The organism is Sphingomonas sp. ABOLG (assembly GCF_003950435.1).
Lineage (GTDB): Bacteria > Pseudomonadota > Alphaproteobacteria > Sphingomonadales > Sphingomonadaceae > Sphingomonas > Sphingomonas panaciterrae.
The window spans coordinates 18,907-45,300 of sequence record NZ_QQWW01000019.1 but is presented as its reverse complement, the minus strand read 5'-3'; the positions used below and the strand labels follow the sequence as shown (position 1 = coordinate 45,300).

Below are 26,394 nucleotides of genomic sequence, written 5' to 3'. Positions count from 1 at the left end.
ATCCACTCCGAGGTGATGTTACCGGACGGCGCGCCAGAGCGTTTAAACGACCGCACCGCGCTCTGGAACGAGGTGGAGGCAGGCGAGAAGCGCAAGGACGCGCAGCTTGCCCGCGAGGTGGAGTTCTCGATCCCGCGCGAGATGAACGAGAAGCAGGGCGTCCATCTCGCCCGCGATTTTGTGAAGAAGCAGTTTGTGGATCGCGGGATGGTCGCGGACCTGAACGTGCATTGGGACAAGGCGAAGGACGGCACGCCGAAGCCGCACGCGCATGTGATGATGACGATGCGGGACGTGGGGCCGGAGGGGTTCGGCAAGAAGAACCGTGACTGGAATTCGACCGAGCTGTTGAAGGACTGGCGCGAGGCGTGGAGCGCGCACGTCAACGAGCGCATGGCCGAGTTGGGCTTGGAAGGCCGGATCGACCATCGTTCCTATGAGGCGCAGGGGATCGGGCTGGAGCCGCAGCACAAGATCGGCCCGGCCGCATCGCGGCGACCGGAGCAGGGGCTTGAGGCGGAGCGGATCGAGGATCACACGCGCATCGCCCGCGAGAACGGCGAGAAGATCATCGCCAACCCCAATGTCGCGCTGGACGCGATCACCCGGCAACAGGCGACGTTTACCGTCCGCGATCTTGCGACGTTCGCGTTCCGGCACAGCGACGGCAAGGAGCAGTTCGACCAGGTGATGGGGGCGGTGCGCGCCAGCCCCGAGCTGGTCACATTGGGGAAGGACGGTCGCGGCCAGGAGCGGTTCACGTCGCGCGACATGATTGCGGTGGAGAACCGGCTTGAGCGCGCGGGCGACGAACTGGCGGACCGCGCCGGGCATGGGGTCGCCAATCGGCATCGTGACGCGGCGATCGGCGCGGCCGAGGAGCGGGGCCTTGTCCTGTCAGGCGAACAGCGCGACGCCTTCGACCATGTGACCGGCGATGCGGGGCTGGCGTCCGTCGTCGGCTACGCCGGCAGCGGCAAGTCCGCGATGTTGGGCGTCGCGCGCGAAGCGTGGGAAGGGCAGGGCTACAAGGTGCGCGGCGCGGCGCTATCGGGCATCGCGGCGGAAAACCTTGAAGGCGGGTCGGGCATCCAGTCCCGCACCATCGCCAGCCTTGAACACGCATGGGGGCAGGGGCGCGAGCAGCTAGGCCCCAGGGACGTGCTGGTGGTGGACGAGGCCGGCATGATCGGCTCGCGCCAGATGGAGCGGGTGCTGTCCCAGGCACGCGACGCCGGGGCTAAGGTCGTGATGGTGGGCGACCCTGAGCAGTTGCAGGCGATCGAGGCCGGCGCGGCGTTCCGCAGCGTCACCGAGCGTCACGGCGCGGCCGAGATCACCGAGATACGCCGGCAACGCGAGGACTGGCAGCGCGACGCTACGCGCGCGCTGGCGACCGGGCGCACGGGCGAGGCGATCCATGCCTATGACGGCATGGGCATGGTTCACGCGGCCGACACGCGCGAACAGGCGCGGGCCGAGCTGGTGGACGGTTGGGATCGTGCGCGCCAGGCCGAGCCGGACAAGACCCGCATCATCCTCACCCATACCAACGCCGAGGTGCAGAGCCTCAATGGCGAGGCGCGCGACCGGTTGCGCTCATCCGGCGACCTTGGCGACGACGTGACGGTGAAGGCCGAGCGCGGCGAGCGGCAGTTCGCGACCGGCGACCGCATCATGTTTCTGCGCAACGAGCGCGGCATGGGGGTCAAGAACGGTACGCTGGCGACGATCGAGCGGGTATCGCCTGAGGGCATGGCGGTGCGCCTCGATGACGGGCGCGGCGTCGCGTTCGACCTGAAGGATTACGCCCATGTCGATCACGGCTATGCGGCGACGTTCCACAAATCGCAGGGCGTGACGGTCGATCGGGCGCACATCCTTGCCACCCCCGGCATGGACCGGCACAGCGCCTATGTCGGCATGTCGCGGCATCGTGACGACGTGCAGCTCCATTACGGCCTCGACGACTTCGCCGATCAACGCCAGATCGTCCGCGCCCTGTCGCGCGACCGGGGTAAGGACATGGCGGGCGATTACGCCAAGCCCGAGCAGGACCAGGCGCGCGCGTTCGCCGATCGGCGCGAGATCCGGTTCCCGGAACTCGCGCGTCAGGTGGCGGCGAAGGTCCGCGACAAGGCGCGGGGCATGTTCGACGGCTTCCGGCCGAAGCCTGCGGCCGAGAAGGCGACGTTGCCGGCGATCGACCGTCCCGCCACGCCCGACCAAGGCAAGGCGATCGAACGCTACGCGCGCGCCGCGGCCGATATAGAGCGGATGCGCGCGAAGGATTTGCCGGTGCTGCCCCACCAGGCCCAGGCGCTTGAGAAGGCCGGCGCGGCGCTGGACCGCACCCGCCCGGACGCGGCGCGCGACCTCGCTTCCGCGCTCGCGCGCGATCCCAGGCTGACCGAGCAGGCCGCCCAGGGCAACACCGCCGGGGCGGCGCGGGCGATGGCCGAGGAAGCGAGGGTGCGCGCCAACCCTGAGCTTCGCGCCGGCAGGTTCGTGGAGAGCTGGCGCGCGATGGGCGAGCAGCGGACGCGATTGGAGAAGGCCGGCGATCGCGAAGGGGCGGAGCGGCTGCGCGGTCGTATGGAGAAGCTGGCGGGCGGGTTGCACCGCGATCCCCAGCTCGAATCCGCGCTGGCGAAGCGCGCGCCCGAGCTGGAGCTGAAAATGGAGCGGGGCCGGTCGATCGGGCAGGAACTGACGCAGCAGATCGGCGGGCGCGACCGCGACCGCGGCATGAGCTTGTAGAATATGATGGACGACGAGCAGGACGGAGAAACCGCGGCCGAGGCGTTCGCGCGGGTGGAGGGCGAGCTGGCGCTGTTGCGGCGCGCGGTGGAGCGGCTGGCGACCGAGCGCGCCGAGCCCGAGCAGCCCGACTATAGCGAGACGTTGGGGCGGATTGCGAAGGCGATCAACAAGCTTGCCGAGCGCATGGACGTGCTCGCCGAGAGGCCGGGCGTCAGCATCACGCCGGACGGAATCGCCCGCCAGATCGCGGCAGCGGGGGTGACGGTCAGGGCGGAGGACGCGAGGACGATCGCCACGGCGCGGAGCAGCCTGGACGAGGCGGCGCGTCGTTTAAACGGCCTGGTTGCGACGGCGACGACAGCGCGGGAGCAGAAGCGCCGGCTCGCGTGGACGGCGATCGGCGGGGTGGTGATCGGCATGATCCTATGGGCGGCGTTCGCCGGTGCGGTCGCGCGCGCCGCTCCCGAAGGCTGGCTATGGCCCGAGCGCATGGCGGCGCGGACCTTGCGGCTCGACACCTGGGAGGCGAGCCGGCGACTGGCGGCCGTGAGCAAGCCCGAGCAGTGGAACGCGATGATCCGGGGCGGGCTGTTGATGCAGGAAAACCGCGCCGCGATCGAGCGGTGCGGGCGCGACGCGGCCCAGACGGGTGAGCCGGTGCGATGCACAGTCAGGATCGGGCCGGTGGAGCGGAGTAGGAAATGAGCAGCGACCCGGAGTTAGACCGCTGCCCGCACCTATTCCGCCAAGCGCTCGATGATAGGACAATCTGGCCGATCATCCCCGTGGCAGGCTTCGGCGAGCGCAGTAAGGGAGCGGCGCATGGCGTCCAGCGCGCGCGCCTTGCGACCCAGCTCGGCCGCGCGCGCTTCCGCCAGTGCCTTCACTTCAGCGCTTGCCCGACCGCGATCCGACCACAGGGCGAGCAGCGTGCGGATTTCCTCGATCGGAAACCCCAAGTCACGCGCATTGGCGATGAAGCGCAGCCGGTGAACATCGGCGTCGCTATAGTCCCGGTAGCTGCCGCGCCGGGGCGGCGCGGGAACGAGCCCGATCTTTTCATAGTGGCGGATCATGCGCTGGGAGACGCCGCTGGCGTCGGATGCCGCCCCGATGTTCACAGCTTCACCGCATTGAGCCGCAGCGCGTTGAGGACGACGGTGAACGACGACAGCGCCATCGCCGCGCCAGCGATCATCGGCGACAGCAGCAGGCCGGCGACGGGATAGAGCACGCCGGCAGCGATCGGCACACCGATGCCGTTGAACAGGAACGAGAAGAACAGGTTTTGCCGGATATTCCGCATCGTGGCGTGCGCGAGCTTGCGGGCGCGCACGATCGCCGAGAGATCGCCGCGCGTGAGTGTCATGCCGGCGCTTTCGATCGCCACGTCCGTTCCCGTGCCCATCGCCAGGCCCACGTCCGCAGCCGCCAGCGCCGGCGCATCGTTGATGCCGTCGCCGGCCATCGCCACCCGTGCGCCGCCAGCTTTCAGCTCGGCAACGATCCGGGCCTTGTCTTCCGGCCGCAGATCGGCGCGGACTTCATCGAGTCCGCCCACCGCGCGGGCGACGGCATCGGCCGTGGTGCGATTATCCCCCGTCAGCATCACGACCCGCAGCCCTTCCTTGCGGAGCGCAGCGATCGCTTCCCGGGCATTGGCGCGCACCGGATCGGCGACCGCGACCATGCCGGCGAGCGTCCCGTCAACCGCGACCAGCATGACGCCCGCGCCTTCGCGACGGCGACGATCGGCGGCTTCATCGAGCGGGGCGGGGTCAGCTCCGATCCGGCGCATCTGCGCGGCGTTACCGATTACGACCTGGCGGCCGTCCACCTTGGCGCTGACCCCAAGGCCAGTTTGCGAGGCAAAGTCCGCGACCGCGCCAAGCTGCAATCCGCGTTCCTTGGCGGCGGTGACGATGGCATGGGCGAGCGGGTGTTCGGATTGGGCCTCGACCGCAGCGGCGAGCGCCAGCAGCTCGCCTTCGCTGACCGCGCCCGACGCCTCGATCGCGACCAGCTTGGGCTTCCCTTCCGTCAACGTGCCGGTCTTGTCGATCACGAGCGTATCGACCTTCTCCAGCCCCTGGAGGGCTTCCGCGTTCTTCACCAGCACGCCGGCACGCGCGCCGCGTCCCGTGCCGACCATGATCGACATGGGCGTGGCGAGCCCCAAGGCACAGGGGCAGGCGATGACGAGAACGGCGATGGCGTTGAGCAGGGCATGGCCCATGCGCGGTTCAGGGCCGACCAGCGACCACACCACGAACGTCGCGATCGAGATCAGCACGACCAGCGGCACGAACCAGCCCGACACCCGATCGGCGACCGCCTGGATCGGCGCACGGCTGCGCTGCGCTTCCGCGACCATGCGGACGATGCGGGCGAGCATCGTATCGGAGCCGACTGCGCGCGCTTCCATGACCAGGCTGCCCGTCGTGTTGACGGTGCCCCCGGTGACAGCCGCATCGACTTCCTTGAGGACCGGCGCGGGCTCCCCGGTGAGCATGGATTCATCGACGGAGGACCGGCCCTCGATCACCACACCATCGACAGGGATCGCTTCGCCGGGGCGGACCCGCAGCCGATCGCCGGCGGCCACGTCGGCAAGGCCGACTTCTTCCTCAGAGCCGTCCGCTCGCAACCGGCGCGCCGTCTTGGGGGCCAAGTCCATGAGCGCGCGGATCGCGCGCCCCGTTGCCGCCCGGGCGCGCAGTTCGAGCACTTGCCCGAGCAGCACCAGCGTCACCACGACGCCGGCGGCCTCATAATAGACCGGGACCATCCCGCCATGCGTGCGGAAGGTGGCAGGGAAGATGCCGGGCGCGAGCGTCGCGACCAGGCTGTAGAGGAACGCCGCGCCGACCCCGATCGCGATCAGGGTGAACATGTTGAGGTGGCGGGTGCGGAGCGACTGCCATCCTCGCACGAAGAACGGCGCACCCGCCCACAGCACGATCGGCGCGGTGAGCGCGAGTTGGACCCAGGGGGAGGCGGCCGGGCTGACCACATGAAGCCCGAGCATTTCGGCGACCATCGAGACGATGAGCAACGGGACCGAGAGCGCGCCCGCGACCCATAGCCGCCGGGTGAAATCGATCAGTTCGGGGTTGGGCGCATCATCAAGCGACGGTTCTTCCGGTTCGAGCGCCATGCCGCAGATCGGGCAGGTCCCCGGCCCTTCCTGCCGGATTTCCGGGTGCATCGGGCATGTCCACATCGCTCCTGGCGTCGCCATTGGCGCGGGACGCGGCTTGGCGCTCACATAGGCGTCGGGATCGGCGACGAACTTGGTCCGGCACCGCGCGCTGCAAAAGTGATAGGCATGGCCGGCGTGCTCGGCATGATGCGTCGTCTTTTCCGGATCGACCGTCATCCCGCATACCGGGTCGATGACCGTCACCGCGGCATCTCCCGCGCGTCCACCCGAGCAGCATCCGCCCGCTTTGGCGTGACGGTGTTCATGCTCGACAGGAGCCGCGGCGGCCAAGCCGTCCCCGGCACGAGCATGAGAATGAGGGTCGTTCATGGCGCAACTCCTTCGACCCGAGAGCATGTAGGGTCTGACACCATGTCAGGGTCAAGGTTTACCCGATCGTCTGCTGAGCCTGCCGCGCTGTAGTCTCTTTCCCAGAGGGTCGCGATGGCAGGAGGTCAAAACCGGTCGGGGCTGTTGAAAAAGGCCGGATGATCCGATCGCGTTTCTAACGGGTTCCCTGCTTCGACACATCGGGAGCAGCGGCCATGATGGGTGAGCAACAGCGAGGCGGCAAGGGCGCAAGTTGGCGGGCGAACCTCGAAGCCGCGATGCACGGGGAGGCTTATGCCAACCTGAAGTATCTGCGGTACGCCGACCAGGCGCAGGCGGCGGGAAAGCCCGAACTCGCCAAGCTCTTCCGCGCATCGGCCAACGTCGAGGCCAACGAGCACTTCGATCGCGAAGCGCAGGCGCTGCGGCTCGGCAGCAGCAACAATGTGAACCTCGAAGACGCCATGAAGGGCGAGCACTACGAGAATGTCACGATGTACGTGAATTTCGCCAAGGAGGCGGAAGCGGCCGGCGACAAGAAGGTGGCGCAGATGTTCCGCCAGATCGCGGTCGACGAAGGCACGCATTACGCGGCTTACAAGGCTGCCCTGGCAAAGCTCCCCCGTCGCTAAGCCAGCTGCAGGCGCCGGCCCGGCCATCCCCCCGGCGGGCCGGCGCATCAAATCTGGATCGTTCGATAGGTTTTTTAACACACGCCCGCCGAATGGGGCCTGAAAGAGCGCTCAGTGCCCTAATCGCGCAACATCAATTCGAACGCGAGATTTTCAACAGCCACGCTCGGTTATGACACTGGCAAAAGATCAGTTGTGTATGCTGCCAGCGCGTGAACCTATGACCCTTACGATCAACTGACCTCCCCAACTTGTCCTGATCACCGCCCTGATAGCGCGAAGTAGTCAGGCCGGGCGAGATCGGAAGGCAGCCGGGTTTTGGCATCCGCCTCAACTAAGAGGAAGGACCGCTCCCGACCAAGCCGACCAACGGAGATCCCGTATTCGAAGCGTAAGTTGTCTTGGACGACCGCGGGTGCTGTATCGGTCCGGCGCCCCTTTGCAGGAGCGCCGGAGGAACAGCTTAGTTGCTGTCGGAATCGTTGTCGTCGGCGCCGTCGACAATGGCATAGATGATGCCGCCGGCCAGCAGGGCGCCCAGCGCGATCGCGATGCCGCTGCCGCCTGCTGCCTTGTTGGCGCCGGTCGTCGGAGCGGCGGCGCGGGTTGAGTTGCCGAGCGACAGGCTGGAGGCTGCGCTGGTGGGTGCAGCGGGGGCTGCCGACGCGGCCACGGGGGCGGCGACCATGGCAGTTGCGGCTGCAGCTGTCAGGAATTTGGTGATCATGTAGGTCCTCCTCATCAGGCGCACGGCATCCTTCGCCATCAAGCGAAACGCGCACGGCATGAACCACGCGCCGCTGATTTGGTTGCATGACCGGGGTTCACCCCCTGGCCCTCTGACCTTGGCCCTCTGGCGCCCAGCCGTGGGTCGGGGCGTACCGGTCGCGGCGCGGCTCCCCTCGCCAAGCATGTAGCGATGCCACCATGTCGTCGCGTCGACATATCGACATATCGGCATATCGACATGTCCAACCACCCCGAAGCGCGCGAGGGTTAATTGCCCCGTCAGCACCCCAGGGGGATTCACGTGCCGTTCCGTGCTGCTAGGATCGGTATCATGCTCGCGAGCCTTTCTTCCGCCGCGTCCCTTGGCGCGCGCTCCCCCGCCCCCTCGCTTCTCCCGGGTCTGGCGCTCCCGCCGATCGTGGTGGCGACGGGGCCGGAGGCGCAGCGCCACTTCCTTGAGTTTTTCGCCGCCACGATCCGCAATCCGCACACCCGCCGCGCCTATGCCCGCGGCGTGGCCGATTTCCTCGGCTGGTGCGCCCAGCGCGGGGTCACCGCCCTTCCCCAGATCCAGCCGCTGCATGTCGCTGCCTGGATCGAGGAGCTCGGCCGCCATGTCTCGGTACCGACGGTGAAGCAGCGGCTCGCCGGGATCCGGCACCTGTTCGACTGGCTGGTGCGCGCGCAGGTGGTGGCGCAGAACCCGGCCGTGTCGGTGCGTGGCCCGGCGTATAGCGTGCGGCGCGGCAAGACGCCGGTGCTCGATCCTGCCGAGGCGCGCCAGCTGATCGACGCGATCGACGTGTCCACACCGATCGGGCTGCGCGACCGCGCGCTGATCGGCCTCATGGTCTATTCGTTCGCGCGGATTGGCGCGGCGCTGGCCATGCGCGTGGACGACGTCTTTGTGCAGAACCGGCGCCTGTGGGTGCGATTGCACGAAAAGGGCGGCAAGCGGCATGAAATGCCCTGCCACCACAATCTCGAAGACTATCTCCACGCCTATATCGATGGCTGCGGGCTGGCGGGGGATCGCCCCGCTGACCGGCGCGCGCCGCTGTTCCGCACCATCGGGCGCGGCACCGGGCAGCTCAGCCAGACCCCCCTGCCCCAGGCCAGCGCTTATCAGATGGTGCGCCGGCGTGCGGCCGCGGCGGGGATCGACACGGCGATCGGCAACCATTCGTTCCGTGCGACCGGGATCACCGCTTACCTGAAGAACGGGGGCACGCTGGAACGCGCCGCGGCAATGGCCAACCACGCCTCCACCCGTACGACGCAGCTCTACGACCGCCGTTCGGACGAAGTGACGCTGGACGAGGTGGAGCGGGTCATGATCTGACGTGTCGGCGTGTCGACACGTAGGCGTGTCGCCGTGACGATCAGGGCGACAGCGGAGCCGGCGATCCGCCAAGCACGCCATTCAGCGCCTCGACCAGCTTGCCCGCCGTCATTTGCCAGTTCACCGCCGCTGGTTCGTCCGGCGCCCGATAGGCGCTGTAATCATCGTCGAACAGCGATGGGCGTTCGGGGAAATACAGCGCGCGGATCGTCTCGGCTTGATCGGCATGATAGCGGTTGAAATGCCGTGCCTTGTCCGGTGCGATCGGGATCGGTCCGTTGCTCTTTCGAAGGCCGGCGATGATGTGGGCCCGGATGGCCGACGCATTCGGCAGGTTTCGCTCTTCCAGCAAGCGGTTGATCAGCGCCAGTGCGCGCAGATCGTCGAAATCGAGCGACGCATTCGCGTCCCGCCGCTCGTCGAGCGTGGGCAGGCCGAAGCGCGCCGCGAAATCGGGCACGATCGAGCCGCCGGCAAGCTTGCTGCGTTCAAAGATCGCGACCTGCATCCGTGTGGGCCCGAACACCGCCGCCCAGCGCGCCAGCATGCCGGCATAATCGAGATAGGAGGTGCCCCGGAAATGCTGGAACGGCGCCAGGCTGGCGAGGCCGTTCTGGACGAAGGTGGAATAAGCGCTGAGGGCCATGCGATCCCAGCGGCGCAGATAGACGCAGATGCGGATGTCGTCGAAATGCCGGTCGAGCACAGCCTTCAGCTGGCGAATGCAGGGCGGGTGGTTCAGCCGTGACGAGGCATGTTCGGACGAAAGAATGAACGTGGCATCGGGATGGGCGGCGACCTCGCGGGCCAGTTCCGCGTCGATCCGGGCATCGAATGCGGCGCGGCTTTCATCGGCCCGCCGGCCGGCAAGCGCCGGCAGATCCGCCTCGTCCCCGCGCGTCTTGGCGCGCGCGACCAGCGCGGCATGGGCGTTCCCCGCGCCAAGCAGCGGATAGCGAAAGCCGCCCTGCCTCAGCGCATCGCTCGATCGGGCGAGCGCCTGTTGCAGCGTTGTGGTGCCGGTCTTTTCCATGCCGATGTGCAGGATCGCCGTTCGCCGGCGCACCCCCGGCGCGGGCCCGGGATCATCCATGGAAGTGACGCAACATGATGCGCGGTATCTTCCGGTGCCTCGCGCCCGCATCAAGCATTATCGGCGGATCGGGCGGGATCGGCGTAGAATTGCTCGTACAGCAGCCACTCGCGGGCGCGCACCCGCGCCGCCAGTTCGGGGCTGATCGCCGTATTGCGCAACTCCGGTGCAATGCGGCTGACATTGACGGGCGCGATGTCGCGCAGGTCGTGGCGGGCGGCGGTCGCATCGTGCAGCCTGGGCGCAAGCGGCCCATCAATGAGAGCGTCCAGATCTTCGCGCAGATGCTCCGTGCGGATCACCGCATCGGGCAGGCCCTCGGCGCGATATAGGCGTCGCACGTCGAGCCGGCGTTCCGCCGTTGCCAGCCGCGCACGGGCATCCGGCAGCGCCAGCATCAGGAATCGAAAAGTCTGAAACCCGATCAGGTCGGGGCAGGACAGATGATATCCTTCGCCCAAGATCGCGGTATGGCGAGGGCGAAGAACAAAATCGAGCCAGCGTTCCAGCGCCGCGACCGGGCCGTGCGGCACGCTGTCGTATAACGCTCCTTGACCTTGGGCATCGATGAACGCCCGCAGCGAACCATGGCCGCCAGCGCCGTAACGGAACAGTGAGATATATTGCTGCAGGGGATCCCGAACCGAGACCAGGTAGAACATCCTCGCCTGCCGATTGGCAACAGGGGCATGTTTGCGCAGTCCGGCATCGCGTTCACGCATGTGCTTCGATAGGAACTGGCTAACGAACGAGGACCCGGTCTTCTGGACGTCAAGATAGGTCAGGGTCTCGAATTGATGCATCACCCTGTGAAGGCGCAGTGCCTGCTAAAAAGCAAGCGATACGCCGGGGCGATCTACGTCGGATGATGCCTAGTGGGCTGGCTTCGCCGGCAGGACAGTTTCAGCTGCCTGCGGTTCGGCCATCGGCTGATAGGACCAGCCGTCGAACACGAACGCCCGATGCCTGGCGTGCGGGTCGTGCTCGGCGCGCGGCTGATCGCCGGTGCGCCGGTCTTGCCCATCGAAGACCGGATCGAACTCAGTATTGATACGCATGTACACCTCCCCGCGACGGGAGGCCGTAACAGGCGATCGTCCAGAATGTTCCTGCCAATTCGGTAGTAATCCCGCGAGCTGACCAGCGCTTGCGGTGAAATGCGGACGGCAACATTCCAGCCTCCGACATGTCGACATATCGACCCGTCGAGCGGCCTTTGCGATATCGAAATTCCCAGCGCCCAATTCATACTCGAAAGCACGAATCCAACAGCGCTTCATCACCCCTTCCACGGGCGCGCGGCTTTTCCTCCCCAAAGTTCGTGCTTTCGAGTAGGAAATCCAACATGCCTACCAAGCCCGCCGGCAAGGCCGCGAAGCCGCCCGCCCCCTCCTCGGCCAAGTCCCCCGTCAAAGCTGCCGCCAAGGCCCCTGCTCGCCGTCGCGACGGGTCGCAGCGCGATCTGTTCCAGCTCGACAGCCCGCTGACCGGCGAGATCCGCGGCGAACGCTCGCTGATGGCCTTTCCCTTCTTCGCGCTGGCGAAAAGCGCGTGGATGAAGCCGCTGACCTATCATCACGGTCCGGTCTCGATCGAGGTGCGCCCGTCCGCTAATGGCGTCGCGACGATCTACGACAAGGAAATCGTGCTCTATATCGCGAGCCTGATGGCGGCGAAGCTTGAGGCGGGCGAGCAGGTCGAGCAGGATTTCGTCTTCACCGCGCACGATCTGTTCTCGGTCACCGGGTCGAACCACTCGGCGCGCTCCTATCAGCGGCTGTCCGAGGCGCTCGAGCGGCTGCAGGGCACGCAGATCAAGACCAATATCGAGGCTGGCGGCGAAGGCGAGGAAGGCTTCTTCTCGTGGCTGTCCGAGGCACGGCTGCACTATTCCAAGACGCGTACTGGCGAAAAGCGGCTGAAGGCCGTCAAGGTCCGGCTGTGCGACTGGCTGTACCGGGCGATCCTGCGCGATCGCCAGGTGCTCGATTATGCCGCAGCCTATTTCCAGCTCGGACCGATCGAGCGGCGCATCTACGAAGTCGCCCGTGCCGCCAGCCCCGATACGCTGGATGGCGAGCGGCTGGAGATCGATCTCGCCACCTTCCGGCTGCAGATCGGCTATCAGAACCCGCTCGCCAATTTCCGCGCCGCGCTGAAGCAGATCGCGGGAACCGATACGATCCCCGACTATGATCTCGCGCTGGTCGAGGGCGAGGCGCCGGCCGAGAACACCGGCGGGCGCGGGCGCAAGGCGGCGCCGGTCAGCGTCGTCATCACGCGCCGCGCGCCGGCATCTGTAGATCAGGGCGCATCTGTCGATAAGGGCGCATCTGGCGATCAGCCCGCGCTTTCCGATCAGGCTGCGGACGAGGTGGCCTGACGTTCCGCCCTGCAACGCGAATCAGTGTTCGAATCGGCTCACCGACACGGCAAAGACCCGCATTAATTGATACTCGAAAGCACGAAGTATTGCCGTAATTAATACTCGAAAGCACGAATGCGCGTGCCAATAGATACTCGAAAGCACGAACTTTTTCGGCATTTCATACTCGAAAGCACGAACTGTAACGTCTTCCGATGATGGAATTAACCTGCGAGAATATCGCGGAACGCCGGCATGGGGCCGGCGCGAAGCAAGCAGGTGGCCGTGACCTCATAAAGGAAAGCCCGGCACGAAGGCCGGGCATCCCAGGAGTTTGATGGAGCGACGACGCCAAACGTCGACCCGGAGCAAAACCAACTGCTCCCTCCAGATACCCCGGAACCCTCCCCGGTTCAAGGATGCGCGTTTCGCGCCACGCCCTCTTTTTGTCTGTGTCCCGGCCCCTTGAGGGGGAAGGAAGATGATGGCGTTTACCCTGGGGGAAGCGACGGCGCTGGCGCTTGGCCGCGTCCCGCCGCCTGGCCGCGCGCCCGGCATGGCGGCCCTGCGCGTGCGCCCGCCCGCCCGCAGCGGCGCGCCGCACCGGACCGGTGCGCCGATCCGCCGTGACAGTATCGAGGCGGGCACCTTCGAGGAGCATTTCTTCGCCGTCCCCGCCAAGGGCGAGCCCGATCGCCTGCTGCGCCTGGCGCGCGCCGCGCTCGACGCCGGGCGCCGGCTGAAGCGCGCGGTACGCACCGAGGGCCGTGTCCTATCGCCGGCCGAGGCCGCGCTTGCCGGGCTCACTGCCGGCGCGGTGCGCGTCTATGAGGAGATCTGCACCCTCGCCCGCCTGAACCGGGGCCGCGTCTTCCCCAGCTATGACCGGCTCGCCGAGGCGACCGCGCTCGGCCGCGCGACCGTGGCCCGGGCGCTGCGCGCGCTCGAGCTCGCCGGCTTCCTCGTCCGCCAGCGCCGTTTCAAGCGTGTCGCGCGTGAGGAAGGCGCAGGCGAAGCCCCGCGCTACGCCCAGACCTCCAACGCCTATCGCCCGCTGCTGCCCGCACGCCTGCTCCCGCACCTGCCGCGCTGGCTCTCCCCTGCCCCGCTTCCCGTCGACGTCGAGCAGCGCGCGGCCGAGCGCACCGCGGAGGTCGCTGCGATGCACGACAGCCTCTCCTGCCGCGAGCTCGCCCAGACCCTGGTCGGCGGATCGCTCGGCCGCGTCCTCGCCAAGCTCGGCGCTCACATCGATCGCCGCGAAACGATCACTAGCTGCGAGTCTCAAAACCAGCCTCAACCGCTACTGGATTCTATCTGTTCACGGGAAAGCGGCGTCGGCCTAGTCGGCCGACACGTCGGGCCTGACGGCCAGACACGCTGAACCCGCACCTAACCCACCACTCGAACCTCAAACGGCACGGCTAGAAGCGCCGGCTTGCGCCGACGCAATGCTCCCTAGGGGGACCAAGCGGTTTCTGGCGTGGCCCCTCGCTGGTCAGCACTCAACGGTCAGTGTCGATGCGTCGGCCTGTCGCCATGTCGACGTGTCGGCAGATCGATGCAGACCGGTTCAAATTGGTCCTGGGTGGCCCTAGCCCCGCGGCCGCGTCACCAGGCAATGCCCGCTGCCCGTCGCCAGCGCGCGTCCGTCGCGGCTCCAGATCCGCACGCGCCCGCTGATCAGCCCGTTGCCCGACACATCGCTGTCCGCATCGCTCAGCAGCCAGTCCCCGGCCGGCCCGCTGCCATGGAAATAGACGGTGAGGTCAAGCGACGGCGCCTGATAGTCCGCGTTTTCCTGAAGCCGGTGCCAATGCCCGGGCCAGATGCCCAGATCGATCAGCAGCGCGGTACGCATCGCATCGAGGAACGGGTCGCCTGCCGCCTCGTCGCCCGCTGTCTCGCTCGGCGTCCCCTCCCCCACCCAGTCGCGAAAGCGCAGCCAGCGCCGCTGGCTCGGCACCGGCGCCGGCGGGTCCTCGGCCAGCCGGAAATGCACCGGCCGGCCCTCCAGATTGCCCCAGAAGCGGTTCCACGCGATGCCGCGCTCGACCAGCAGCTCGTCCTGGCCGCGCAGCGCCTCCGGTGCCGGCACGTTGGGCATCACCGGCGTCACCGACAGCGAGGCTTCGCTGCGCTTCGTCGTCCAGATCTGCGCCAGGAACACCGGCCGTCCCTCCTGCGCCAGCGTCACGAGATACAGCGCGGAGCCCCCTTCCTTCACCGCCTCGACCGCGACGTCGATCGCGCCCGGCTTCGCCACCCGCACGAACTGGCCCATGAGCGACGCCGGCCGATGGCCCTCCGCTGCGCGCTCCCGCACCGCACGCAGCGCGATCGCCGCGATATAGCCGCCCGCCGGGCCCCAGATCTCCCACGCCGGATCAAGCATCGCGCGATACCCGTCCCCGCTCGGCGCCAGCGCCGTCGCTGCCATCAACCCGGCCATGCATCCCCCTTTGTTGTCGCCACTTTATGAGTGAGATCCGCCGGAACGCCAAGGACCGGAGCGTGCCAAAAAGCCGACATGTCGAAATGTCGACACATCGACGTGTCGCGAGGTCTGTTTGTCGTACCCTGCTCCGGCGCAGGCCGTCCGGGCGCTGGCACAGTTTGCGACCATTTGGGCCGCCGCCCGACACATGCCGGCGACAGCTGACCGCCATCTTGCCTTCAACGCCGATCACCATCGGCACGAAGGAGTTTGAGCATGAACCGCTTTCTGATCGCAGCCCTCGCCACCACGATGGTCGCCACGCCCACGCTCGCTGCGGCGCAGCCCTATCGCGGCCCGGCGCACAATCCGGCCCACCATTCGGTGCAGCAGCGCGGTCATGGCCCGGTGGTCGTCCAGCAGCGCGGGCACGGCCCGGTCGTGGTGAAGCAGAACACGCGTTATCGTGCCCCGGCGGTCCAGTATCGCAGCAACTGGCGCAAGGGCGAGCGGTTCGACAGCCGCCAGGCCCGCAACTACCGCCAGATCGACTATCGCCAGTATCGCGGCCTCACGGCCCCGCCGCGCGGCTATCACTACGTCCAGTCGGGCAATGACGCGGTGCTAGTCGGCATCACCAGCGGCATCGTCGCCGCGGTCTTCGCCAGCCTGATCCGCTGAGCCCCCACCCGGGTGGCGGAGGAACGCTCCGTCATCCGGGACCAGCCGCACTGCCCTCGCCCCAGGCCGGTAAAGCTACTGGTTCCCACCTGCGCCCAAGCCGCAAGCAGCGCCCCAACCCGGCGTAACGACGCACAAGCAACGGTCGCCAGGAGCCGCCCCGCATACGCCTTATCTCACTTTATCTGTCGACATGTCGGGATGTCGATGGATTGGGCAGCACTGGCAGTGATGGTCAGGTGGTTGTATCTACAGAGAAAACCAGCTGTGTTGCTTCACGGGCGTGTAGCGGCGGAGCAACCCTCCGTCGTGATGACGCATTTCTGCCGTTCCGCGCACGTGATTTACCCGAATATTGCGGGCTGTACCCGCAGGATCATCGCCCTTCAAAGAACGGTAGGACGTCACTGCGTCGGGGGCGGTTGATCCGCCACCGGGTTTACAGCGACATTATGGAAAGACGCCACCCACCAGCCATCCTTGCGCCGCACGAGCACTTGCTCAAGCCGGGTGTGTATCGCCCCGTCGATCAGCTGTATTCCTGGGAGCACATGCTGCGCCCCCCGGACCACGGAAAGCGTGTCGACGATCGCCACGTCAGGCTTCAACAGCGTGATGTGCTGAACGGTCTGATGATTGGTGCTTCCCTTATAGATCGTCGAGAAAATGGTTCGGTGCTGCCGTAGAAAGGGCTCTCTCCCGACCGTGAACATGCCAACGATATTCGTGAAAACGACGTTTGGCAGAACCCGGGCCCCGAATTCCTCAGCATTCCCACTGTTCCATGCCTTGTCCTCGGCCGCGACCAGCGCGAAGATCTCGGACCTCGTTGCAGCATCTGGGCTGAGATCTTGCGCCATGGCGGACCGAACAAACACAACCGCCGTTAACAGAAGCAGGGGAACACTGTAGCGGGCAAGTCGCATCACGCCCTCCCATCAAGACAGATACGAAGGATGTCACAGCCGTATCGGAAAGCAACGGCTCCCTGCCATCCGGATTGGTCGCTTGGTTGCGTAGATACCCTCCACCTTGTGACGCTTTTCCGCGGCGTAGCGTAGCCATCTTACCCGCATGGATGAAGCCAGTACCCGCGGCCGAATGTCTGAGAATGGCAAGGCTAGCGGACGTTCGCACAGTTCTCGTTAACGGAAGAAGCAAACGACCGAATACGCTTTCGCCGGAAGCGCTTCGCAACGCGTTTCGAACGGATTGAAGAGCAGTAGCCTAAGCCGACCATTCTTCGCACATGTATCCACATGATCAGTCCGCCGTACAAGAAGAGGCCCACGAAGAGGATCGCCGCACCGGCATTGTACGACCATTGCTCAACTACCGTTGCCGGGACGAGCAAGCAGATCATAGGTGCAACTGCGATTAGATGGTGCCGCAGTGTCGGCATCCCGGCCCAACCGACTCTTATCCATTCGCGATCGACGATCCGTCGCAGACGGTGACTTAGCTGCGCCATGCCTCGCTCCTGATCAGATTAGCGAATGTCCGCAACTGGGAGGAAAGCGGACAGACGCCCTTCGCTGCCCTAACGAGCGAAGATCGCGATTGCGGGCGCGAGCAGAGCGTACACTGCTACAATTACTCTCGTGCTGTTCGCGTGGCCGCGGCGTGCCAGGAACCAGCCGAACAAGAGAGGCACAGTCAGAAGGCCCAGCATCAACAGCCCGCTTACCGGGCGGGTTGGGGAAGGACGGCGATAATCGTCAGCTTGGCTCGTCGCGTCAGGCACCTCTTCTTCTATCCATGACGCGGCAATGCCCGCAATTGGGCGTTAGCGGACCGGCGGCTTTGGCGCGCTTCCTGCCGGTCCACTTCTGGGCGGGACAGCGGGATAGTGGACAATTCGGTAGCATGTTGGCTGTTCATCAGCTTGCAAAAGAAGCGAGGCTCGGATCAGATCAGGAGGACAGGCGTCTGGCGACCAGGACCTTCCTCAGGCTGACCACGGCAGATCCCACCCATCTACTTGTCGGCCTGTCGACACATCGACAGGCAAGATAGTCCCTGCCCGACACCCAACACCCCGCCAGACCATGCGCCTTGCCTGCTCCCGAACCGCCGCCCCACGCGCGCCAGGGCAGGGGATGAACAACCGGGTTTCGCATCGCACGGCCGTCACGGCCTCGCCCGCCACGGGATGCGGCCAAACCGCTGGCACCGGCCAAAATGCTTCTCGACAAGCCATCATGTCGACATGTAGCAGCGTCGCCATGCCGACAATCGCGATCATCAGCCAGAAGGGCGGGGCGGGGAAGACGACGCTGGCGCTTCACCTCGCCGCGATTGCGCAGGAGGCGGGGCGCGTTGCGCTCATCATCGATACCGATCCGCAGGCCACCGCCAGCCAATGGGCGGCCTGGCGCCAGGATCAGCCGCCCGAAGTGATCGACAGCCCCCCGCCGCGGCTCGCCGCCAAGGTCGCCGCGGCGGAAGGGCAGGGGGCCGAGCTCATCGTCATCGACACGCCCCCCCATGCCGATAGCGCCGCGCGCGCCGCGGTCGAGGTCGCCGATCTCGTGCTGATCCCGTGCCGCCCGAGCGCCTTCGACCTCGCTGCGATCCAGACCACGGCGAAGCTCGTGCAACTGCTGCGCAAGCCCGCTTTCGTCGTCTTCACCGCCGGGCCTCCGAACGCAGCCCGCGTCTATGCCGAGGCGGGGGAGCTGGTCGACAGCTACGGCACGCCGCCTGCGCCCGTGATCCTCCCCGATCGCGCCGCTTATCGCCATGCCAGTGCCGAAGGGCGCACCGTGACCGAGTTGGAACCCGAGGGCCGCGCCGCGGCCGAGATCCGCGATCTATATAAATGGACATGTCGACAGCTAGACATGCCGGCACCGCGTTTTCGAAAGGCCGTCTGATGAGCCGCAAGCCGAGCTTCGCCAATCTGCGCACCGCCGCCCCAGCGCCCAAAACGCCGCTGGCCGATCTTCCCCGGCAACAGGCCGCAGCTGTATCGGACGAGGCCGAAGACAGGCCAAAAGCGCCCGCCACACCACGCCCGGAAAGCCGGGTCGGCCGCAAGCAGATCGCCGGTTTCTTCACCCCGGAGATGAGCTTTGCCATGCACATGCTCGCCCGGCGTCAGGACCGCAGTTTGCAGGCGTTGATGGCAGAAGCGTTCAACGATGTCTTACGCAAGTACGGGGAAAGCCCGATTGGAGAGTGATCCACAATGAACCATGAAACAATGGTGGCGTGGATGGTGAAAGGTATGATTGAGTAATGGACCGCGAAGTTATCGCCTACGGGCTTATCATCCTGGTGGTGGTTATCGGCTTGCCGTTAGGCGCCTGGTCCTGGGAAAAGCGTCGTCGCCAGAAACTGCGCCGCCAGGCATCAAGCGCTACGGTCATTGATAAACAAGGCGCGGCTGCGGGTAGCTTTAGTCAAGCAGAAGAATGAGTATCGCTGCCCATAACGCCAGTGATGGCGGCAACGCGATGATGAGGCCGTAGAGAGGTGGCCTGCGTGAAGTGCCGTACATTGGGTCGTCTCCTGTCGACCCCCAGGCGCTGTCTCCCATCCTGAAAAAAACACGCCAACATCAAGCGCCGCAAGCTTGTCGTCGACTTACTGGCCACTCCTCTATTCAACGACCGCGGAAGCGCGAAGTTGCATATGCCTGGAGCCGGCCGATCCATGAAGTAGACGGCGCGAGGGCAGGGGCCTCGTCCCCTAAGTCGCTGATAAGGCCGGCTTCAGCGATCAGTGGCCCTCGACGGCATTCAGGATCGCGCGGCCGTAATTGGTCTTCTTGAACTTCTCGCCGGCTGCGCGGGCTTCGTCCTTGCTGATCCAGCCCTGGAGGTAAGCGATTTCCTCCAGACACGCGATCTGGATGCCCTGGCGGTGCTGGAGCGTGCGGACGAACTCGCTCGCCTCGAGCAGGCTGTCGTGCGTGCCGGTATCGAGCCAGGCATAGCCGCGGCCCATCTGTTCGACGTAGAGGTCGCCCGCCTCCATGTAGAGGCGGTTGAGGTCGGTGATTTCCAGCTCGCCGCGCGCGGAGGGCTTCAGGTTGCGGGCATAGTCCACGACGCGATTGTCGTAGAAATACAAGCCGGTCACCGCGCAGTTCGACTTCGGCTGCGCGGGCTTTTCCTCGAGGCTGAGCGCACGGCCGTCCTCGGCCAGCTCGACCACGCCATAGCGCTCCGGATCCTCGACGCGGTAGCTGAACACCGTCGCGCCGTGGGAGCGGTTGACTGCGCTCGCCAGCAGGTCGCTGAGGTGCGCGCCGAAGAAGATGTTGTCGCCCAGTACCAGCGCGACATTGTCATCACCGATGAAGTCCGCGCCGATCGTGAACGCCTGCGCCAGGCCGTCAGGACTGGGCTGCTCGGCATAGGACATCTGCAGGCCGAATGCCGAGCCATCGGCGAACAAGCGCTTGTAATTGTCGAGATATTCCGGGCTGGAGATGATCAGCACGTCGCGAATGCCGGCGAGCATCAGCACCGACAGCGGGTAATAGATCATCGGCTTGTCATAGACCGGCAGCAGCTGCTTGTTCACCGCCAGCGTCGCCGGGTGGAGCCGCGTGCCCGAACCGCCCGCGAGAATGATGCCCTTCATGCCTTGGTGGCTCCGATCAGTTCGTCGAGGATGTCGCTCAATGCGTCCTGCCACGGACGCGGCTCGATGCCGTAAGCCGCGCCGATCGCGGCATAGCTGAGCAGCGAATTGGCCGGGCGCTTGGCCGGCGTCGGATAATCGCTGGTGGGGATGCCCTTCACCGCGGCCGATGCCCCGCCGCGGGCCGCGCTCTGCGCGAAGATCTCGCGCGCGAAGCCCGCCCAGGTGGTCGGCCCGGCGTTGGAGAAGTGGAACGTCCCGGTCGGTGCGGTGTCGTCTTCGACCAGCCGGACGGTGATCGTCGCCAGCGCCTTGGCCAGATCCGCCGCGCTGGTCGGCGTGCCATGCTGGTCCTCGACTACCGTCAGCGTGTCGCGCTCGGCGCCGACGCGAAGCATCGTCTTCACGAAATTGTTGCCATGCGCCGAGACGACCCAGGCCGTGCGCACGATGACGTGACGCGCACCGCTCGTGCGCACCGCCAACTCGCCACCCAGCTTCGACGCGCCGTAGACACCCAATGGCGCGACGGGATCGTCGACCTCCCACGCGCCCTGTTTGTCGCCGGCAAAGACGTAATCAGTCGACACCTGCACCAGCGGGATACCTGCCTTGGCGCAGGCCTCGCCGAACGCGGCCGGGGCCATGGCGTTGACCGCCCAGGCGGTGACGACGTCGCTCTCCGCCTTGTCGACCGCGGTATAGGCCGCACCGTTGATCACCGCGGCCCACTCACGTTCTGCTACTTTGGCGGCGATCGCAGCGGTATCGGTGAGGTCGAGATCGGCGACATCGATCGCGACGACCTCGTAGCCCGCCGGCCAGGCGCAGCGCTGCAGCTCGGTGCCGAGCTGGCCGTTCCCGCCGGTGACGAGGATAGACTTCACGCTGCGACACCCCGGCGCTGCGCCGCGCCCTTCTCGACGATCGGGCGCCACCATGCCTCGTTATCGAGATACCAGCGCACCGTCTTCTCAATGCCGGTCTCGAACGTCTCCTGCGGCCGCCAGCCGAGTTCCTGCTCGATCCGCGTCGCGTCGATCGCGTAGCGCTTGTCGTGCCCCGGACGGTCGGCGACCGAGGTGATCTGTGTCGCATAGGGCTTGCCATCGGCGCGTGGGCGCAGCTGGTCGAGGATGCCGCAGATCGTGTGGACGACCTCGATGTTCTGCTTCTCGTTGAACCCGCCGACATTGTAGGTTCGGCCAAGCTGTCCACGCTCGAACACCGCCTGCAGCGCGCGGACGTGATCTTCGACGAACAGCCAGTCGCGCACCTGATAGCCCTTGCCGTAAACCGGCAGTGGCTCACCATCCAATGCCTTGGCGATCATCAGCGGCACCAGCTTCTCGGGGAAGTGATAGGGGCCGTAATTGTTCGAGCAATTGGTGATCAGCACCGGCAGGCCAAAGGTGTGGCCCCAGGCGCTGACGAGGTGGTCGGAGCCCGCCTTCGACGCCGAATAGGGCGAGCGCGGGTCATAAGGCGTATCCTCGGTGAACAGGCCTTCCTCGCCGAGCGAGCCGTACACTTCGTCGGTCGAGATATGGTGGAAGCGGAAACGCTCCTTCGCGTCGCCCTCAAGGCCCTGCCAGTAGGAGCGTGCCTCGGCGAGCATCGTATAGGTCCCGACGACATTGGTCTGGATGAACGCGCCCGGCCCGTCGATCGAGCGGTCGACATGGCTCTCCGCGGCGAGGTGCGTGATCACGTCGGGCTTGAACTCGGCAATTGCGGCGCGGACGGCCTCGGCGTCACAGATGTCGCCCTGGACGAAACGGTAGCGGTTGCTGTTCGCCACGCGCTCGACCGTCGACAAGGTGCCGGCATAGGTCAGCTTGTCGAAGTTGAGCACCTCATAATCGGTGTTCTCGATGAGGTGCCGCACCAGGGCCGAGCCGATGAAACCGGCCCCGCCGGTGACGAAGATACGCATGGGGTGAGTGTCCTTCAGGCGAGCGGGATCAGCGGGTTGCCGTCATAGGCGAAGGGGCTGTCGAAGTCGGCGAGCGTCGGCTGAACCTGGTCCTTGGCGGACAGCTCAGGCACCGCGCCGGCGGGGATCGGCCAGTCGATGCCGACGCTGTCCCAGCGGATCCCGCCGTCGTGATCCGGGGCGTAGGTATCCGAGCATTTGTAGGTCACCTCACAATCGGGCTCGAGCGTCACGAAGCCGTGCGCAAAGCCGATCGGGATAAACAGCTGGTGGCCGTTCTCGGCGGAAAGCTCCGCGCCGACCCACTGGCCGTAGGTGGGTGAGCCGCGGCGCACGTCCACCGCCACGTCCCAGATCCGCCCGCGGATGCAGCGCACCAATTTGTCCTGTCCACGAGGCGGCGTCTGGAAATGCAGGCCCCGCAAGGTAAAGGCGGGCACGGACAGCGAATGATTGTCCTGCACGAACCGGCACGTGATGCCGAGCGCGGCGAACGCGGGCTCAGAATAGACCTCGGTGAACCAGCCACGGGCATCGCCGTGGCGCTTGGGACGGATGAGCTGGACGGAGGACATCACCTTTTGCCTATCTTTTGCAAGGGATCGTTGCAATTGCACCGCAAAGAACCGCGGCTACCGGATCGCCGGGGCAAGAGGCAGCAATGAAGGGGCTGCACAGATTTCTGTTCCCAAAAGCGCCCACACGGGACGACCCTGCCGTACAGCCGCGACTTGGCTTTGGTGATGTGCCGGAGTAGATTTGTCCATTACGGATCAGGTTGACAGTATTTGACGTAAAGCGTCATTCGTTACCTGAAAACGTACCGAGATTTGAAAGTGTAAAATGTTGAAGAGAATTCGATACCAAATCAGCTTAGGATTGCTAGTTGGTGTTGTTCTTCCCGTTTTGATACGGCAGCTAATGTTTAGTCTGCCGTTCTATGTGACGACGCATTTGGTGACGATTTTCGGTAGCGTCATAGCCATCATATTGGGATATCTGGGATATCGCAGAATGTTGCTGTTTCCCGGAATATCTTCCGGAGGCTATGCGATAACATCACTTACAATAACATTTTTCGCGCTCGTGCTGATAATGTTTGTCCTGCGCCTTGATTACACACGGCTGCAGATGGCGAGCTCCTATATATTGTCTGTAGCGACCCTACTTTTCATTCATTTGAAGTTCGAAAGATCGAGGGAGTTCTTCTTTTCCTACGTTCCCGGCGGCTTGGCGGGAGAGCTCGCGCATGTGCCCAATGTGCGCTGGCACCGCATAGAAACGCCAGATACGGAACTGAAAGGGGAGGATGCCGTCGTGGTCGACCTGCATGTCGATCATGACCCGCGATGGGAGAGCGCCATCACCAAATGGGTTCTTGCAGGAATTCCACTATATGACGCGAGATTGGCCAAGGAGCAGCTTACTGGACGAGTGGAAATAAACCACCTCTATGAGAATACGCTTGGCTCTCTTAATCCAAACAACGTGCTGTTGAAAGCAAAATCCGTATTGGACTTCTTCATATCGGCTCTCCTGATATTGCTCCTGTTGCCAATAATGATCGTCATCGCGATGCTGATAAAGCTAGACTCACCCGGTCCCGCAATTTTCAGGCAGAGGAGAATGGGGTTCAGGGCAAAGCCATTCACCGTGTACAAGTTTCGCACCATGTATGCTGCGGGCGAAACACGCGATGCCGAGGCGTTGCTTCAAAGTGCTATGACCAAGGATGGGGATGCCAGGATCACAAGGTTTGGCCGTATCTTGCGGCGAACCCGGTTGGATGAACTTCCCCAGCTGTTCAACATCCTGAGAGGTGACATGAGCCTTATTGGCCCAAGGCCGGAAGCAGTGGCGCTGAGTGAATGGTATGAAACTCAAATTCCGTTTTACCATTATCGCCATATTATCAAGCCAGGACTGACGGGGTGGGCGCAAGTCAACCAAGGACATGTTACTGACGTAAATGATGTCAGGGAAAAGCTTAATCTCGATTTCTACTACGTGAAAAACTATTCCATCTGGCTAGATATCCTTATTGCGCTTCGGACGATTGCGATCGTGTTTACCGGAACGGGCGCGCGATAAGTCGCATGGAAAGCTCTGGCGCAGGCAATAGCTGACGCTGATGGAAGCATGGGCGCTGCTGGACCGCGCAAATCGTCTCCGATACGCAGGCCATACTTCGAGCGGAGCGCATGCGTTGCATGTGGCAGCAAGACGAAAGAGGAAAGCATGACGACGCGTAAGACGGCACTGATCACGGGTGTTACCGGGCAAGACGGTGCCTATCTCGCCGAACTTCTACTAGCCAAGGGCTATGAGGTTCACGGCGTGAAGCGGCGTTCGTCGTCGTTCAACACCGGGCGGATCGAGCATATCTACCAGGACCCGCACGAGGAGAACCCGCGCTTTCACCTCCATTATGGCGACCTAACGGATTCGACCAACCTCATCCGACTGGTGCAGCAGACGCGGCCGACCGAGATCTACAATCTCGCCGCGCAGAGCCATGTTCAGGTGAGCTTCGAGACGCCGGAATACACCGCCAATGCCGATGCGGTCGGAACGCTTCGTCTTCTGGAGGCGATCCGCATTCTGGGCATGGAGAAGGAGACGCGCTTCTACCAGGCGTCGACGTCCGAGCTTTACGGCCTGGTCCAGGAAGTGCCGCAGAAGGAAACAACGCCCTTCTACCCGCGCTCGCCTTATGCCGTGGCCAAGCTCTACGGTTACTGGATCGTCGTGAATTATCGCGAAGCCTATGGCATGCACGCGTCGAACGGCATCCTGTTCAACCACGAAAGCCCGCTGCGCGGCGAGACGTTCGTCACGCGCAAGATCACGCGGGCCGCTGCCGCGATCAAGCTGGGCCGGCAGGAGAAGCTCTTTCTTGGTAACCTCGACGCCAAGCGCGACTGGGGTCATGCGCGCGAATATGTCCGTGGCATGTGGCTGATGCTGCAACAGGACGAGGCGGACGATTATGTGCTGGCAACGGGCGAGACGACGCCGGTGCGCACGTTTGTCGAATGGTCGTTTGCCGATGTCGGCATCAGCTTGCGCTGGGAAGGCGAGGGCGTGGACGAAAAGGGCTATTGCACCCAAAGCGGCAAGTGCCTGGTCGAGATCGATCCGCGCTACTTCCGCCCGACCGAGGTCGACCTGCTGATCGGCGACCCGAGCAAGGCCAGGGAAAAGCTTGGCTGGGTGCACGAGACATCCCCACGCGATCTGGCGCGCGAGATGGTGCTCGCTGATCTTGAAGTGATGAAGACCGCGCCGATCGCCAAGGGAGCGTGAGATGATCGGCCAGCCTTATGACCTTGCCGGTAAGCGGGTATATGTCGCCGGACACCGCGGCATGGTCGGTTCTGCGATCGTGCGACGTGTTGGGTTGGAGGGGTGCGAGGTGCTCACCGCCTCGCGCGCCGAGCTCGACCTGAAGAACCAGGCCGCGGTGCGCGCCTGGTTCGCGGCGAACAGGCCCGATGCGGTGTTCCTGGCCGCGGCGAAGGTTGGCGGGATCCTGGCGAACGACAGCTTTCCGGCTGATTTCCTCTACGACAACCTCATTATCGAGGCGAACATTATCGAGGCGGCGCACGTGCAGGACGTGGAGAAGCTGCTGTTCCTCGGCTCGTCGTGCATTTACCCCAAATTTGCACCCCAGCCGATCACCGAGGATGCGCTGCTCACCGGCCCGCTGGAGCCGACCAACGAATGGTATGCGATCGCCAAGATCGCAGGGATCAAGCTGGCGCAGGCGTATCGCCGTCAGCATGGCCGCGACTTCATCTCCGCCATGCCGACCAATCTCTACGGCCCCGGGGACAATTATGATCTAGCCGGCGGCCATGTTCTGCCGGCGCTGATCCGCAAGGCGCATGAGGCAAAGCTGGCGGGCGCGGCCGCTATCGAGATCTGGGGCACCGGTACGCCGCGGCGCGAGTTCCTCCACGTCGACGATCTGGCCGACGCCTGCGTGTTCCTGATGCGCCGTTATTCGGGGGAGAGCCACGTCAATGCTGGATCGGGCGAGGACATCGCGATCGCCGATCTGGCGCAGCTGGTATGCGATGTCGTCGGTTTCGAAGGGGCAATCCAGCGCGACACCAGCAAGCCCGACGGAACGCCGCGCAAGCTGATGTCCGGTGACAAGCTGGCAGGCATGGGATGGCAGCCGCGCATCGGCCTTCGGGAAGGCATTGCCGGCGCCTATCGCGATTTTCTCGACCAGTCGGTTACCAAGCGCGGCTTGTAGGCGAGGGGCAGATGGTATGCCGCG

At 65.0% G+C, this 26,394-nt stretch carries 25 protein-coding genes; 13 read left to right on the top strand and 12 right to left on the bottom strand.

Annotated features, from left to right (window positions below; all coding sequences use genetic code 11):
* On the top strand, window positions 1-2,760 hold a 2,760-nt coding region (traA, locus tag CA236_RS16855), incomplete at its 5' end, for a Ti-type conjugative transfer relaxase TraA (protein ID WP_125946495.1).
* Window positions 2,761-2,766: 6 nt separating this feature from the next.
* Window positions 2,767-3,468 (top strand): DUF6118 family protein, encoded by a 702-nt coding sequence (locus CA236_RS16850; RefSeq protein ID WP_206430613.1) that lies wholly within the window; start codon window positions 2,767-2,769, stop codon window positions 3,466-3,468.
* Window positions 3,469-3,500: 32 nt separating this feature from the next.
* On the opposite strand, the gene cueR is transcribed toward CA236_RS16850, so the two are convergent.
* Both cueR and CA236_RS16840 read right to left on the bottom strand, forming a co-directional pair.
* The gene (cueR, locus tag CA236_RS16845; protein WP_122163086.1) at window positions 3,501-3,884 is read right to left on the bottom strand and encodes a Cu(I)-responsive transcriptional regulator; all 384 of its coding nucleotides are present in this window, start codon (window positions 3,882-3,884) and stop codon (window positions 3,501-3,503) included.
* Entirely contained in the window at window positions 3,881-6,142 is a 2,262-nt protein-coding gene (locus CA236_RS16840) for a heavy metal translocating P-type ATPase (RefSeq protein WP_241212729.1), read from the bottom strand. Before CA236_RS16840 ends, cueR begins: the two co-directional genes overlap by 4 nt.
* A 368-nt stretch (window positions 6,143-6,510) precedes the next feature.
* Between CA236_RS16840 and CA236_RS16835 the strand changes: the two genes are divergently transcribed.
* Window positions 6,511-6,927 (top strand): acyl-ACP desaturase, encoded by a 417-nt coding sequence (locus CA236_RS16835; RefSeq protein ID WP_241212728.1) that lies wholly within the window; start codon window positions 6,511-6,513, stop codon window positions 6,925-6,927.
* Window positions 6,928-7,390: 463 nt separating this feature from the next.
* Here CA236_RS16835 and CA236_RS16830 read toward each other — a convergent pair whose 3' ends face one another.
* On the bottom strand, window positions 7,391-7,693 hold the full coding sequence (locus CA236_RS16830; protein ID WP_241212727.1) for a hypothetical protein: 303 nt from the start codon (window positions 7,691-7,693) through the stop codon (window positions 7,391-7,393).
* Window positions 7,694-7,987: 294 nt separating this feature from the next.
* Here CA236_RS16830 and CA236_RS16825 point away from each other — a divergent pair, with 294 nt between their 5' ends.
* Window positions 7,988-8,998, top strand: a complete 1,011-nt coding sequence (locus CA236_RS16825) for a tyrosine-type recombinase/integrase (RefSeq protein ID WP_125946492.1) — start codon at window positions 7,988-7,990, stop codon at window positions 8,996-8,998.
* A gap of 40 nt (window positions 8,999-9,038) precedes the next feature.
* On the opposite strand, the gene CA236_RS16820 is transcribed toward CA236_RS16825, so the two are convergent.
* The 3 genes from CA236_RS16820 to CA236_RS16810 form a co-directional block, all read right to left on the bottom strand.
* On the bottom strand, window positions 9,039-10,091 hold the full coding sequence (locus CA236_RS16820) for a hypothetical protein (RefSeq protein ID WP_125946491.1): 1,053 nt from the start codon (window positions 10,089-10,091) through the stop codon (window positions 9,039-9,041).
* A gap of 50 nt (window positions 10,092-10,141) precedes the next feature.
* Window positions 10,142-10,753, bottom strand: a complete 612-nt coding sequence (locus tag CA236_RS16815; RefSeq protein WP_164518974.1) for a hypothetical protein — start codon at window positions 10,751-10,753, stop codon at window positions 10,142-10,144.
* A gap of 210 nt (window positions 10,754-10,963) precedes the next feature.
* Window positions 10,964-11,149, bottom strand: a complete 186-nt coding sequence (locus CA236_RS16810) for a hypothetical protein (protein ID WP_125946489.1) — start codon at window positions 11,147-11,149, stop codon at window positions 10,964-10,966.
* A gap of 287 nt (window positions 11,150-11,436) precedes the next feature.
* On the opposite strand from CA236_RS16810, the gene CA236_RS16805 reads away from it, so the two are divergent.
* Both CA236_RS16805 and CA236_RS16800 read left to right on the top strand, forming a co-directional pair.
* Complete coding sequence (locus CA236_RS16805) at window positions 11,437-12,474, top strand: replication initiator protein A (RefSeq protein ID WP_125946488.1); 1,038 nt, start codon at window positions 11,437-11,439, stop codon at window positions 12,472-12,474.
* Window positions 12,475-12,937: 463 nt separating this feature from the next.
* Window positions 12,938-13,840, top strand: a complete 903-nt coding sequence (locus tag CA236_RS16800) for a helix-turn-helix domain-containing protein (RefSeq protein WP_125946487.1) — start codon at window positions 12,938-12,940, stop codon at window positions 13,838-13,840.
* A gap of 210 nt (window positions 13,841-14,050) precedes the next feature.
* Here the strand turns inward: CA236_RS16800 and CA236_RS16795 are convergent, their stop codons facing one another.
* Window positions 14,051-14,908, bottom strand: coding sequence for a thioesterase family protein (locus tag CA236_RS16795; protein WP_125946486.1), 858 nt, complete (start codon window positions 14,906-14,908; stop codon window positions 14,051-14,053).
* Window positions 14,909-15,169: 261 nt separating this feature from the next.
* Here CA236_RS16795 and CA236_RS16790 point away from each other — a divergent pair, with 261 nt between their 5' ends.
* On the top strand, window positions 15,170-15,574 hold the full coding sequence (locus CA236_RS16790; protein WP_125946485.1) for an RcnB family protein: 405 nt from the start codon (window positions 15,170-15,172) through the stop codon (window positions 15,572-15,574).
* A 404-nt stretch (window positions 15,575-15,978) separates the two neighbouring features.
* Here CA236_RS16790 and CA236_RS16785 read toward each other — a convergent pair whose 3' ends face one another.
* Complete coding sequence (locus CA236_RS16785; protein WP_125946484.1) at window positions 15,979-16,500, bottom strand: SgcJ/EcaC family oxidoreductase; 522 nt, start codon at window positions 16,498-16,500, stop codon at window positions 15,979-15,981.
* 1,299 nt (window positions 16,501-17,799) lie between these two features.
* On the opposite strand from CA236_RS16785, the gene parA reads away from it, so the two are divergent.
* From parA to CA236_RS16770, 3 genes are read left to right on the top strand one after another with little or no spacing between them, the layout of a single operon-like run.
* Window positions 17,800-18,450: a ParA family partition ATPase gene (parA, locus tag CA236_RS16780; RefSeq protein WP_125946483.1), complete on the top strand. Its 651-nt coding sequence runs from the start codon at window positions 17,800-17,802 to the stop codon at window positions 18,448-18,450.
* Window positions 18,450-18,758 carry a ribbon-helix-helix domain-containing protein gene (locus tag CA236_RS16775; RefSeq protein WP_125946482.1) on the top strand — a complete coding sequence of 103 codons (309 nt, stop codon included), beginning with the start codon at window positions 18,450-18,452 and terminating at the stop codon, window positions 18,756-18,758. Before parA ends, CA236_RS16775 begins: the two co-directional genes overlap by 1 nt.
* 56 nt (window positions 18,759-18,814) lie before the next feature.
* Complete coding sequence (locus tag CA236_RS16770; protein WP_125946481.1) at window positions 18,815-18,994, top strand: hypothetical protein; 180 nt, start codon at window positions 18,815-18,817, stop codon at window positions 18,992-18,994.
* A 303-nt stretch (window positions 18,995-19,297) separates the two neighbouring features.
* Here the strand turns inward: CA236_RS16770 and rfbA are convergent, their stop codons facing one another.
* The 4 genes from rfbA to rfbC are packed head-to-tail and all read right to left on the bottom strand — an operon-like array spanning window position 19,298 to window position 22,678.
* A complete protein-coding gene (gene rfbA, locus CA236_RS16765) occupies window positions 19,298-20,167 on the bottom strand; it encodes a glucose-1-phosphate thymidylyltransferase RfbA (protein WP_125946480.1) in 870 nt (289 codons plus the stop codon).
* A complete protein-coding gene (gene rfbD, locus CA236_RS16760) occupies window positions 20,164-21,054 on the bottom strand; it encodes a dTDP-4-dehydrorhamnose reductase (RefSeq protein WP_241212726.1) in 891 nt (296 codons plus the stop codon). The genes rfbA and rfbD overlap by 4 nt, the downstream gene beginning before the upstream one ends.
* Window positions 21,051-22,103, bottom strand: coding sequence for a dTDP-glucose 4,6-dehydratase (rfbB, locus tag CA236_RS16755; RefSeq protein ID WP_125946478.1), 1,053 nt, complete (start codon window positions 22,101-22,103; stop codon window positions 21,051-21,053). Before rfbB ends, rfbD begins: the two co-directional genes overlap by 4 nt.
* A gap of 14 nt (window positions 22,104-22,117) precedes the next feature.
* A complete protein-coding gene (gene rfbC / locus CA236_RS16750) occupies window positions 22,118-22,678 on the bottom strand; it encodes a dTDP-4-dehydrorhamnose 3,5-epimerase (protein ID WP_125946477.1) in 561 nt (186 codons plus the stop codon).
* A 439-nt stretch (window positions 22,679-23,117) separates the two neighbouring features.
* Between rfbC and CA236_RS16745 the strand changes: the two genes are divergently transcribed.
* The 3 genes from CA236_RS16745 (at window position 23,118) to CA236_RS16735 (ending at window position 26,370) form a co-directional block, all read left to right on the top strand.
* A complete protein-coding gene (locus CA236_RS16745; RefSeq protein ID WP_164518973.1) occupies window positions 23,118-24,194 on the top strand; it encodes an exopolysaccharide biosynthesis polyprenyl glycosylphosphotransferase in 1,077 nt (358 codons plus the stop codon).
* Between the two features lie 147 nt (window positions 24,195-24,341).
* Complete coding sequence (gene gmd, locus CA236_RS16740) at window positions 24,342-25,409, top strand: GDP-mannose 4,6-dehydratase (protein WP_125946475.1); 1,068 nt, start codon at window positions 24,342-24,344, stop codon at window positions 25,407-25,409.
* A gap of 1 nt (window position 25,410) precedes the next feature.
* A complete protein-coding gene (locus CA236_RS16735) occupies window positions 25,411-26,370 on the top strand; it encodes a GDP-L-fucose synthase (protein WP_125946474.1) in 960 nt (319 codons plus the stop codon).
* The last annotated feature ends 24 nt before the right edge of the window (window positions 26,371-26,394 follow it).